Raw genomic sequence first — 10,480 nt, 5'->3', positions numbered from 1 at the left:
CCTCGGTATTTGAGACCATCGTATTGCTTGATGGCCGTGGTATTGGCCAGGTGCAGAGAATAACCAGCCTCGATGAGACTGTCGACAAGCCAGTACCAGTTATAGGTCGATTCCACAACAACGCCAGAGAGCTCTGACCGATACGGTTCCAAGGCCGCACAAATCTCGTCCAGATTATTCGGTAATCGCCTGGAATACACGACTTTGTCCGTGTCATCGGAAATGACAATAAAATTGTTGTTCGAATGGAGGTCTATGCCGCAAAATAACATGCCGTTCTCCTTGATAAAGTTGGGTTCGCACCGTTACTTTATCGCTTGGCGTTTGCCAAGGGGAGGACGGCTAGATGATTATCAGAGTAATTTTCGCAAAGGACGCGAAAAAAACTCCGACCCCATTTAACTGCAGTGGTTATAGCTCGTACATGTCCTTTTCGCCATTCATCACCTGCTCGATCAGCTTGCGATTCATGGTCGGGGCCAGCAGCTCGATGAAGGTATACACATAACTGCGCAGATAAGCCCCCTGCTTCACGGCCGCCCGCGAAATGTTGGTGCCGAACAGGTGCCCAACCGGAATCGAACGCAAGCCGCCGTCTCGCTCCGGATCAAACGCCATCCCGGCGATAATCCCCACCCCCATGCCCAGCTCGACATAAGTCTTGATGACATCGGCATCAATCGCCTCCAGCAGCACATCCGGCTTCAGGTTGCGCAAAGAAAAGGCATGGTCGATCTTGGTCCGGCCGGTAAACGCACTATCGTAGGTAATCAGCGGAAAAGCAGCGATCTCTTCCAGCGTGATCGCCTTCGATTGCAATAAAGGATGATCCGGCGGCACCACCACCACATGCTCCCACTGGTAACAAGGCAAGGTCACCAGGCCGTCGGCGTTGACGATCGCCTCGGTCGCCAAGGCCAGGTCAGCCTGGTCGTTGCGCACCATGTCGGCAACCTGCTTGGGATTGCCTTGCAACAAAGACAAGCGGACCTTGGGAAACTTCAAGGTAAACGCCTGCACCACCTTAGGCAGCGCATAACGCGCCTGGGTATGGGTAGTGGCGATCGTGAAACTACCGCTGTCATGCGCCGCGTATTCGTTGCCGATGCGCTTGAGGCCATCGATTTCCTGCATGATCAGTTCGACCGAGCGCAATACCGCCCGCCCCGGCTCCGTCAGTCCGCGGATACGCTTGCCGTGGCGTGTAAAAATATCAACGCCCAGTTCTTCCTCCAGCTCGATGATCGCCTTGGAAACACCCGGCTGCGAGGTATACAATGCCTTCGCAGCCTCGGTAAGGTTGTAGTTCTGGCGCACCGCCTCACGGACAAAACGGAACTGATGGAGATTCATGGATTTTCCTTGGTTTTCTTTATATGAGAATCTATCCGGTCCAACCGGGAAACTTGATAAAAAACAAATCTCGGTACATTTCAAAAAAACAACTGCACCTCGACGCCCCTGCTTCCAGCTCCCGAAAGCAAGCGTATTTGCCGTATTTGCATATATCAAATGCGCATATAAGCAAATAAATAGTCTGTAGTTGGAGATATATGTGAAGTTTATTACGATTCCAGGTGTTTCGTACGAGGTGATATGACTGTTTCTTATGTAGTGAGCGGTTTTGCCGTCGGAGTATTGGTTGGATTGACTGGCGTCGGCGGCGGCTCGCTGATGACGCCTCTGCTCACCTTGCTGTTCGGCATCCATCCAAGTGTCGCGGTTGGCACCGACCTGGCGTTTGCGTCGGTGACCAAGGTCGCCGGCACCGTCGCTCACCGCTCGCGCGGCACCGTGCGCTGGGATATCGTCAAGCTGCTGTCGCTGGGCGCGCTGCCGGCCGCCATCGCCACCGCGCTGGCGCTCAAGTACCTGGGCGGCATCAGCGCCGAAATCGGCCAGGTGATACGCTATTCGATCGCGGGTTCGGTATTGCTGACGGTGATCGCCCTGCTGTTCAAAGGCAAGCTGCAGCATTGGCTGAACGCCCATCCGGAAAAACATTTGCAAGGCAGGAAGCTGACAGCGGCCACGATTTTTGCAGGACTGGTGCTTGGCGCCCTGGTCACCATGTCGTCGATCGGCGCCGGCGCAGTGGGCGCCACCATCCTGGTGCTGCTGTATCCTCGCCTGTCGCCGGCGGAAGTCGCCGGCACTGACATCGCCTACGCCGTGCCGCTGACCGCGATCGCCGCCCTCGGCCACTGGTGGCTGGGCTCGATCGACTGGAACCTGCTGGGCGCCCTGCTGCTCGGCTCGGTGCCTGGCATCACGCTTGGTTCGCTGGCGGCGCGCGCGGTACCGGAAAAATTCCTGCGCGGCCTGCTGGCGCTGACGCTGACCAGCGTTGCGGTAAAACTGATTTACTAAGTTACGAAAGGATTGCGCCAGCGCAGTCCCTGCATCTATTTATAAAGGCGCGGCGAGTTCATGAGGAATTTCGCCGCAACCCATAAGGAAGACGAAGATGTATCGCTACGATCAATACGATCACCTGATAGTCAAGGAACGGGTCGCCCAATACCGCGACCAGGTGAGACGCCGCCTGGCCGATGAGCTGACGGAAGAAGAGTTCCTGCCGCTGCGCCTGCAAAACGGCCTGTACATGCAGCGCCATGCCTACATGCTGCGCATCGCCGTGCCGTATGGCATGCTGTCTTCGCCGCAGGTCCGCATGTTCGCCCACATCGCCCGCAAGTACGACCGCGGCTACGGCCACCTGACCACGCGCCAGAACATCCAGTTCAACTGGATCAACCTGGAACAGTCGCCGGACATCCTGGCCGAGCTGGCCACGGTTGAAATGCATGCGATCCAGACTTCCGGCAACTGCATCCGCAACACGACCTCGGACGAACTGGCCGGCGTCGCCGCCGACGAGATCATCGATCCGCGCCCTTACGCCGAAATGATCCGCGAATGGAGCACCTTCCATCCCGAGTTCGCCTTCCTGCCGCGTAAATTCAAGATCGCCATCAGCGGCGCCGAGCAAGACCGCGCCGCCACCGCCGTGCACGACATCGGCTTGCATGTGGTGAAAAATGCCGAGGGCGAAGTCGGCTTCCGCGTATTGGTCGGCGGCGGCATGGGCCGTACGCCTATCATCGGCAGCGTGATCCGCGAATTCCTGCCGTGGCAGCATGCGCTGACCTACCTGGAAGCGATCCTGCGCGTGTATAACCAGCACGGCCGCCGCGACAACAAATACAAGGCGCGCATCAAGATCCTGGTGAAAGCCTTGGGCGCCGAGGAATTCGCGCGCCAGGTAGAAGCCGAGTGGCTCGACATCAAGGATGGCCCGGCCACGCTGACGGCTGAAGAGCTGCAGCGGATCGCCCAGTATTTCACGCCGCCGCCATACGAAACGCTGCCTGCCGGCGATGCCGCCTTCGAGGCGCACAAAGCAGACAACAAGGCGTTCGCCAACTGGCTCAAGCGCAACGTCAAGGCGCACAAGGTAAGTGGCTATGCCGCCGTCATCCTCTCGGTCAAGAAAACCGGCGTGCCGCCTGGCGACATCACTGCCGCCCAGCTCGATTTCGTGGCCGACCTGGCCGACCAGCACAGCTTCGGCGAAGTGCGCGTGACGCACGAACAGAACCTGGTGCTGGCCGACGTCAAGATCAGCGAACTGTTTACAGTGTGGCAGGCAGTCAAGGCGCAAGGACTGGCGACGCCGAACATCGGCCTGCTGACCGACATCATCTGCTGCCCCGGCGGCGATTTCTGCTCGCTGGCCAACGCCAAGTCGATCCCGATCGCGCAAGCCATCGCTGAGAAATTCGACAACCTCGATTTCCAGCATGACATCGGCGACATCGAACTGAATATCTCGGGCTGCATCAATGCCTGCGGCCATCACCACGTCGGCAATATCGGCATCCTCGGCGTCGACAAGGACGGCTCCGAGTGGTACCAGGTTTCCATCGGCGGCGCGCAAGGCAACAACACCAGCATCGGCAAGATCATTGGGCCGTCGTTCTCGGCGCAGCAAATGCCGGTAGTGATCGAGCGCCTGCTGAGCGTGTATGTGCAGCAGCGCACCGAAGAAGAGCTGTTCATCGATACGGTGCAGCGCCTGGGCATCACGCCCTTCAAGGAATTTGTCTACGCCAGCCCGATCCCGACCGGCTACACCCATGGAGAGGACGCCTGTGTCTACTAATATCATCAAGAACCGCAACGTCGTCGCCGACGACTGGAGCGTGCTGCGCCTGAACGAAGGCGACAGCGCCGACAGCGTCAGCATCCCTGCCGGCCGGGTAATCGTGCCGTTCAGCGTCTGGACCGCCCAGCGCGCGCAATTGCTGGAGCGTGCGGAAGTAGGCGTATGGCTGGGCAGTGATGCGCAAGCGGACGTAGTGAAAGACGACCTGGCGCGTTTTTCCCTGATCGCGGTCGACTTCCCCAAATTCACCGACGGCCGCGGCTATTCGATCGCCTATAACCTGCGCACCCGGCTTGGCTATAACGGCGAACTGCGCGCCATCGGCGATGTCTTGCGCGACCAGCTGTTTTACATGCAGCGCGTGGGTTTCAACGCCTTTGCGGTACGCGCCGACAAGGACATCAACGACGCCCTCAAAGGCTTGACCGACTTCTCGGAAAAATACCAGACTTCGTGGGATGAGAAAACACCGCTGTTCCGCCGCGTGCAGCGCCAAGCCGTGACCCAGGACTGACCATGAGCAGCCCGACCTCATCCCTACCGGAACTGATCGCCGCCACCAAGGCGACGCTGGAAAGAATCGCCGCCGAATATACGCCGGCGGTGTTCGCTTCCAGCCTGGCGGCCGAAGACATGGTGCTGACCGACCTGATCCTGCGCAACCAGCTGCAGGACAAGATCGCCATCTTCACCCTGGAAACCGGGCGCCTGCATGCCGAAACGCTGGGCATGCTGGATCGCATCAAGGAAACCTACGGCTACGACGTCACGCCATATCGGCCGCAGCCTGAAGCTGTCGCTGCCTATGTCGAACAGAACGGCTTGAACGCGTTTTACGACAGCATAGAGATGCGCAAGGAATGCTGCCGGATCCGCAAGATCGAGCCGCTGAAGCGCGCCCTCGCCGGCAACAAGGCATGGATCACCGGCCAGCGCCGGGCGCAGTCGCAGACGCGCGCCGAATTGCATGTGCAGGAACAGGACCAAGCGCACGGCATGGCCAAGTTCAATCCTCTGGCCGACTGGTCGGAGGACGATGTCTGGCAATACATCCGCGACAATAATGTGCCGTACAACCCGCTGCACGACAAAGGTTATCCGTCGATCGGCTGCGAACCCTGCACCCGCGCCATCCAGCCGGGCGAAGACGTACGCGCCGGCCGCTGGTGGTGGGAAAATCCCGAATCGAAGGAATGCGGCTTGCATGTGGTCGACGGTAAACTGATCCGCATCAAGTCAGCATCAAGTCCATCCCTCCAGTAAAACGCCTGAATCATCGCATCTTCAAATGACAAGAACCGACATGAACACAGTTGTTGAAAAATTTTTCCTGGACAAGGCCGCCAACCGCCATCTCGACTGGCTGGAATCGGAAGCGATCCACATCATGCGCGAAGTGGCGGCCGAATGCAGCAATCCGGCATTGCTGTTTTCGGGCGGCAAGGATTCTGTGGTGCTGTTGCGGATTGCCGAGAAAGCGTTCCGTCCTGGCAAATTCCCTTTCCCCCTGGTGCATATCGACACCGGGCACAATTTTGAAGAAGTCATCACCTTCCGCGACAAGCGCGTTGCCGAGCTGGGCGAACGCCTGATCGTCGGTTCGGTCGAGGATTCGATCAAGCGCGGCACGGTGCGCCTGCGCAATCCGCTGACCGATTCGCGCAATGCCGCGCAAGCCGTGACCCTGCTGGAAACCATTGCCGAACACAAGTTCGACGCCTGCATCGGCGGCGCCCGCCGCGATGAAGAAAAAGCGCGCGCCAAGGAACGTATTTTCTCATTCCGCGACGAGTTCGGCCAATGGAACCCGAAGGCGCAACGCCCTGAACTCTGGGATCTCTACAACACCCGTGTCCATCCAGGCGAAAACATGCGGGTATTCCCGATTTCCAACTGGACCGAGCTGGATGTCTGGCAATACATCGCGCGCGAAAAACTTGAACTGCCGCCGATCTATTTCGCCCACCAGCGCCAGGTGATCCCGCGCAACGGCCTGCTGGTGCCGCTGACCGACCTGACGCCGGCCAGGGAAGGCGAAACCGCGGAACTGCGTGAAGTGCGCTTCCGCACCGTCGGCGACATTTCCTGCACCTGCCCGGTCGCCTCCGATGCGGCTACCGTGGAAGCCATCATCGCCGAAACCGCGGTGACGCAAATCACGGAACGCGGCGCTACCCGGATGGATGACCAGACGTCGGAAGCCTCGATGGAAAAACGCAAAAAAGAAGGATATTTCTGATGAACGCCGTTGTAAACACCGTTGCCAATCCCGTCACCGCCGACAACGCGCCGCTGGAGCGCGGCCTGCTGCGTTTCATCACAGCCGGTTCGGTGGATGACGGCAAGAGCACGCTGATCGGCCGCCTGCTGTTCGACAGCAAGGGCATTTTCGCCGACCAGCTCGACGCCATCTCGCGCGCCAAGCACAAACGCACGGTGGGCGACACCATCGACCTGTCGCTGCTGACCGACGGCCTGGAAGCCGAGCGCGAACAAGGCATCACGATCGACGTCGCCTACCGCTATTTCGCCACGCCGAAGCGTAAATTCATCATCGCCGACACCCCGGGCCACGAGCAATACACACGCAACATGGTGACCGGCGCTTCGACCGCGGATGCGGTCATCATCCTGATCGACGTTTCCAAGGTGAAGCTGGGCGACGACGGCAGCGTCGAACTGCTGACCCAGACCAAACGCCATTCGACCATTGCCCACCTGCTGCAGATCGAGCACGTGATCGTCGCCGTCAACAAGATGGACCTGGTGAATTACGACCAAGTCGTGTACGACCGCATCGTTGCCGCCTACCAGGAATTTGCCGCACAGCTGGGCTTGCGCGACGTCCGTCCTATCCCGCTATCGGCGCTGGCAGGCGACAATGTGGTGGCAGCCGGCGACAACATGCCGTGGAACCAGGGCCCGACCCTGATCGAGCTGCTGGAATCGCTCAGCGTCTACGACGAATCGCACGACGAGCCGTTCCGCTTCCCGGTGCAGCTGGTGGCGCGCCACAACGGCCACGAAGCCAACGACTTCCGCGGCTACATGGGCCGCATCGAAGCCGGCAAGGTGCACAAGGGCGACAAGCTGGTGGTGCAGCCGAGCGGCCAGAGCGCCACGGTGAAAGACATCCTGGTGCTGGAAGGTTCGCTGCCGTCGGCCGTGGTCGGCCAGTCGGTCACCTTGCTGCTGGACGAATACCTGGACATCTCGCGCGGCGACATGCTGACTTCGATCGAACGTGCGCCGGCCTTGCTGAAAACCGTCAGCGCCGACCTCTGCTGGCTGTCGGAAGACGCGCTCGACCTGCGCCGCAAGTACTGGATGAAACACAGCACCAAACAGGTCGCGGCGCGCATCTCCAAGGTCGATACGCTGCTCGATATCAACACCCAGGAACGGCGCCCGGCCGAATCGCTCAGGCTGAACGACATCGCCCGCGTCTCGCTCAGCCTGCAGCAAGCCATCGCTGCCGATTCCTACGATGCGATCCGCGCGACCGGCGCTTTCATCCTGATTGATGAAGTTACGCACCAGACCGTGGCCGCCGGCATGATTCGCCTGCAACCCGGACTCGACTGACTGACAGCGACAGATTGGACAGGCAAGCCATGCAAGCTACTCACTCCTCCCGCCAACCTGCCTACGGCAAGGTTTACCTGATCGGCGCCGGCCCTGGCGCGGCCGACCTGATTACCGTGCGCGGCGCCAGGCTGCTGGCGCAGGCCGATGTCGTCTTGCATGACGCGCTGGTTACCGAAGAGATGCTCGCATTGTGCCCGCAAGCGTTGAAGATCGCGGTCGGGAAACGCTGCGGCAAGCTGTCCACCGCACAGCAGTTCATCAACAAGCAGATGATCGACAATGCGCGCAAATACGCAGTGGTAGTCCGTCTGAAGGGCGGCGACCCGATGCTGTTCGGCCGCGCCGATGAAGAACTGCGGGCGCTGGAACAGCATGGCATCGCGGTCGAAGTGGTGCCAGGCATCAGTGCCGCGCTGGCGGCAGCGGCAACTTCGCAGCAGCCTTTGACCAAGCGCGGCGTGGCGCGCAGCGTAGCCTTCTTCACCTCGAGCACGGCTCCCGGCGAATCGGATGAAGTCAATATTCCTTCTTGCGACACGCTGGTGCAGTACATGGGCGGGCGTGAAGCGGCGGCTACCGCGCAGCGCCTGCTGGCGCAAGGCCGTGCTGCCTCGACCCCGGTTGTCGTAGTGGAAAACTGCAGCCGCGACAACCAGCGCATCCAGCGCTTGCGGCTGGACCAGCTGGAGTCAGGCTTGCAGCTGTGCGAAGGCCCGGTGCTGGTGATGATAGGCGAGGCTTTGGCAAGCCGCGCCCGGCAAACGCTGGAAACCGGTCGGCAAGACCGGCAGGATGCGGCCTGACGCCGTCAGTGCTCACTGCAGCGGTTTGGCGTGCGCCGGCGAGGCCAGCGCTTTTTGCAGGACCTGGCCGGATTGATCGGCACGGTCTTCAGGCGACAAAACATTGATCCAGCTGACCAGGCCGGCGGCGGCTACGGTCAATACCAGGAATACTGCAACTCTCTTGTTCAAAAATTCCCATTTCATTTTTTGCTCCTTCTTGCTCCTTCTTGCTCCTTAGCGGCAGCATCGGCCCGACGTTGCTGCAATGCCGGGAAACTGCCGCATTCAAATAACCAGCCGTCCTGCCGCCAACAGCGGCAGGATCCGGCTTTCAGACTTCGGACTGCAACCGGCGCTCAGCGCCCGTTGAGATTGCGCGTCGCCAGTACGCCGTAAACGCCGACCTGGCGCTCGCCGTGGCCGGCTTCACGCTTGGCGGCATTTTTTGCGTTGCCGGAAAGCGCCGACGCCTGGCTTGGCGTCCAGCCGAAAGTCCAGCTGCTGCCGCTGTTATTGCGATTGTTTGGGCCCATGCCCAACAGGGTTTTGATAGTCATCATTTCACCTTTTCATGTGCTGCTTCCGATTCGGAAACAAAGTCAGCATGTAAAGCGTGGCGAGGTGCCGGCATTGGCACGGACGACTGCGAAAAGACATTCCGCCAGTCGATTGCAAGCTGTCCAGCCTGGCCAATCGACACCGGAACGGTGGGATAGCTAGACGGGGACAGGCAAACTCACGCCTGCTTTACTATTTTCTGGTGCTAATTTTTTAGTCCGGTAGCGCGGACAACTGGAACAGTCCATTTCACTAACTCCTGGTTATGCCGGCTGCGCCGCGGCAGCATGCCGGGCGCGAGATGCGGTGCGGTCCTGGACAGGACGCGCCGAACGCTGGGGAATGCTTTCCCAGCGTACGCTGCGCACGCTGATTTCCTGCGCCAGGCGGGTGACCAATTGCACCAGTCCGCCGCGTTCCCGCACCGAGCACATCACTTCGACCGTGATGCTGGTCAGATGCGCCTGTATCGCAGGCTCGCTGCCCTGGTAAGTCACGTCATACGCCGACAGCCGCCGCCGCATCAGCTCTTCGAGCTTGGCCACTTCCGAACTGCGGCAAGTGGTCACGATACGGTATGGCAAAGCTGTTTCGCTGCCGTCGCCGGACGCAGCAAAACGGCGCTTGTTGAAAAATGCATGCAGTTTATCGAATGGCATGGCGATCTCCTTCCTACATCCGTCAGCCGCGATGCCATGCGCATTGCCGCGGCCGGCGCCAGGCCTGTGCGCCTGAAGCAAGCACATGGCCGGACACAGCCGTACGCAATCCGCCGGATGGCAGCACGAAAAACGGTCTTGCAAAAAAACGGATGGGAGTATCGCTGCGGCATGGTTTGCCGCGATACTACAGCTCGCATATGGCACAAGCTGTAGCGGAGGGAGGTCTGCTAGAGGTTATGCGCTATGTGCCGGGCTGAGGGCCCATCCACGTCTACTACTAGAACAACTGTCCAAGATATGGACCTCCATATAATGCAATGCCGGGATTATATTTCCGGCTAGCTATTCTGTCAAGTAAAAACCCTTTACTTTCGCCAAAAAATATGTATTGCCGATACCGCCACACCGATGACAGCCGGCGTTCGACAGGATTAATAGGAACTAATTTTCAGCACCCGCAAAGTATGCAGGACCGATCCGTGCCGGCAATCCAGCACCCGCAAGCGCCGCTCCAGGTCCTGGTGATCCCGGGACGCAGCGAGATAAGCCTGTTCCGCATCCGGTGCGGGTGCGCCGCTGCCGCCCGATGCAGCCAGTTTCTTTACCAGTCGCTGCAATTTACCATTAGAAAATATATTAGAAAACGCCATATCGAACTCCCAGCGATGAGCCTAAAAATCGGAGGCTTCGTAACCGATTGCCATGGCTGTAGAATAGGT

At 59.5% G+C, this 10,480-nt stretch carries 12 protein-coding genes and 1 pseudogene; 7 read left to right on the top strand and 6 right to left on the bottom strand.

From position 1 onward, the window contains the following. Positions 1 to 272, bottom strand: a pseudogene (locus BM062_RS13080) (IS110 family transposase); the annotation flags it as partial. Between the two features lie 139 nt (positions 273 to 411). Next, complete coding sequence (locus tag BM062_RS13075; protein ID WP_092397478.1) at positions 412 to 1,353, bottom strand: CysB family HTH-type transcriptional regulator; 942 nt, start codon at positions 1,351 to 1,353, stop codon at positions 412 to 414. Positions 1,354 to 1,596: 243 nt separating this feature from the next. Between BM062_RS13075 and BM062_RS13070 the strand changes: the two genes are divergently transcribed. The 7 genes from BM062_RS13070 to cobA all read left to right on the top strand — a co-directional run bounded on the left by BM062_RS13070 (position 1,597) and on the right by cobA (position 8,559). Continuing rightward, positions 1,597 to 2,370, top strand: a complete 774-nt coding sequence (locus tag BM062_RS13070; protein WP_092397476.1) for a sulfite exporter TauE/SafE family protein — start codon at positions 1,597 to 1,599, stop codon at positions 2,368 to 2,370. A gap of 97 nt (positions 2,371 to 2,467) precedes the next feature. Then, positions 2,468 to 4,165: a nitrite/sulfite reductase gene (locus BM062_RS13065; protein WP_092397474.1), complete on the top strand. Its 1,698-nt coding sequence runs from the start codon at positions 2,468 to 2,470 to the stop codon at positions 4,163 to 4,165. Further along, on the top strand, positions 4,140 to 4,682 hold the full coding sequence (locus BM062_RS13060; protein ID WP_092397472.1) for a DUF934 domain-containing protein: 543 nt from the start codon (positions 4,140 to 4,142) through the stop codon (positions 4,680 to 4,682). Before BM062_RS13065 ends, BM062_RS13060 begins: the two co-directional genes overlap by 26 nt. 2 nt (positions 4,683 to 4,684) lie before the next feature. Next, positions 4,685 to 5,431 (top strand): phosphoadenylyl-sulfate reductase, encoded by a 747-nt coding sequence (locus tag BM062_RS13055; RefSeq protein ID WP_092397470.1) that lies wholly within the window; start codon positions 4,685 to 4,687, stop codon positions 5,429 to 5,431. 40 nt (positions 5,432 to 5,471) lie between these two features. Beyond that, positions 5,472 to 6,407 carry a sulfate adenylyltransferase subunit CysD gene (cysD, locus tag BM062_RS13050; protein WP_092397468.1) on the top strand — a complete coding sequence of 312 codons (936 nt, stop codon included), beginning with the start codon at positions 5,472 to 5,474 and terminating at the stop codon, positions 6,405 to 6,407. Beyond that, entirely contained in the window at positions 6,407 to 7,753 is a 1,347-nt protein-coding gene (locus BM062_RS13045) for a sulfate adenylyltransferase subunit 1 (protein ID WP_092397466.1), read from the top strand. The genes cysD and BM062_RS13045 overlap by 1 nt, the downstream gene beginning before the upstream one ends. A 29-nt stretch (positions 7,754 to 7,782) precedes the next feature. Beyond that, entirely contained in the window at positions 7,783 to 8,559 is a 777-nt protein-coding gene (cobA, locus tag BM062_RS13040; protein WP_092397464.1) for a uroporphyrinogen-III C-methyltransferase, read from the top strand. A gap of 12 nt (positions 8,560 to 8,571) precedes the next feature. Here the strand turns inward: cobA and BM062_RS25575 are convergent, their stop codons facing one another. The 4 genes from BM062_RS25575 to BM062_RS25040 all read right to left on the bottom strand — a co-directional run bounded on the left by BM062_RS25575 (position 8,572) and on the right by BM062_RS25040 (position 10,378). Beyond that, complete coding sequence (locus BM062_RS25575) at positions 8,572 to 8,745, bottom strand: hypothetical protein (RefSeq protein ID WP_175500992.1); 174 nt, start codon at positions 8,743 to 8,745, stop codon at positions 8,572 to 8,574. Between the two features lie 152 nt (positions 8,746 to 8,897). Next, a complete protein-coding gene (locus BM062_RS13035) occupies positions 8,898 to 9,101 on the bottom strand; it encodes a hypothetical protein (protein WP_092397462.1) in 204 nt (67 codons plus the stop codon). A gap of 261 nt (positions 9,102 to 9,362) precedes the next feature. Then, entirely contained in the window at positions 9,363 to 9,758 is a 396-nt protein-coding gene (locus BM062_RS13030) for a hypothetical protein (RefSeq protein ID WP_092397460.1), read from the bottom strand. A 434-nt stretch (positions 9,759 to 10,192) separates the two neighbouring features. Beyond that, positions 10,193 to 10,378, bottom strand: coding sequence for a DUF3563 family protein (locus tag BM062_RS25040; protein ID WP_175500991.1), 186 nt, complete (start codon positions 10,376 to 10,378; stop codon positions 10,193 to 10,195). Positions 10,379 to 10,480: the final 102 nt, after the last annotated feature.

Source organism: Collimonas sp. OK412 (genome assembly GCF_900112135.1).
GTDB classification, from domain to species: domain Bacteria; phylum Pseudomonadota; class Gammaproteobacteria; order Burkholderiales; family Burkholderiaceae_D; genus Collimonas; species Collimonas rhizosphaerae.
Note: the sequence above shows the minus strand (reverse complement) of the source record. Positions and strands in the feature narration are given on the sequence as shown.

Excerpts from the sequence above, each read along its gene's own strand:
- cobA (WP_092397464.1), top strand. The coding sequence starts at position 7,783 with ATGCAAGCTACTCACTCCTCCCGCCAACCTGCCTACGGCAAGGTTTAC.
- BM062_RS13030 (WP_092397460.1), bottom strand. The coding sequence starts at position 9,758 with ATGCCATTCGATAAACTGCATGCATTTTTCAACAAGCGCCGTTTTGCT.
- BM062_RS13055 (WP_092397470.1), top strand. The coding sequence starts at position 4,685 with ATGAGCAGCCCGACCTCATCCCTACCGGAACTGATCGCCGCCACCAAG.
- BM062_RS13045 (WP_092397466.1), top strand. The coding sequence starts at position 6,407 with ATGAACGCCGTTGTAAACACCGTTGCCAATCCCGTCACCGCCGACAAC.
- BM062_RS13060 (WP_092397472.1), top strand. The coding sequence starts at position 4,140 with ATGGAGAGGACGCCTGTGTCTACTAATATCATCAAGAACCGCAACGTC.
- cysD (WP_092397468.1), top strand. The coding sequence starts at position 5,472 with ATGAACACAGTTGTTGAAAAATTTTTCCTGGACAAGGCCGCCAACCGC.
- BM062_RS25575 (WP_175500992.1), bottom strand. The coding sequence starts at position 8,745 with ATGAAATGGGAATTTTTGAACAAGAGAGTTGCAGTATTCCTGGTATTG.
- BM062_RS13070 (WP_092397476.1), top strand. The coding sequence starts at position 1,597 with ATGACTGTTTCTTATGTAGTGAGCGGTTTTGCCGTCGGAGTATTGGTT.
- BM062_RS13065 (WP_092397474.1), top strand. The coding sequence starts at position 2,468 with ATGTATCGCTACGATCAATACGATCACCTGATAGTCAAGGAACGGGTC.
- BM062_RS13075 (WP_092397478.1), bottom strand. The coding sequence starts at position 1,353 with ATGAATCTCCATCAGTTCCGTTTTGTCCGTGAGGCGGTGCGCCAGAAC.
- BM062_RS13035 (WP_092397462.1), bottom strand. The coding sequence starts at position 9,101 with ATGATGACTATCAAAACCCTGTTGGGCATGGGCCCAAACAATCGCAAT.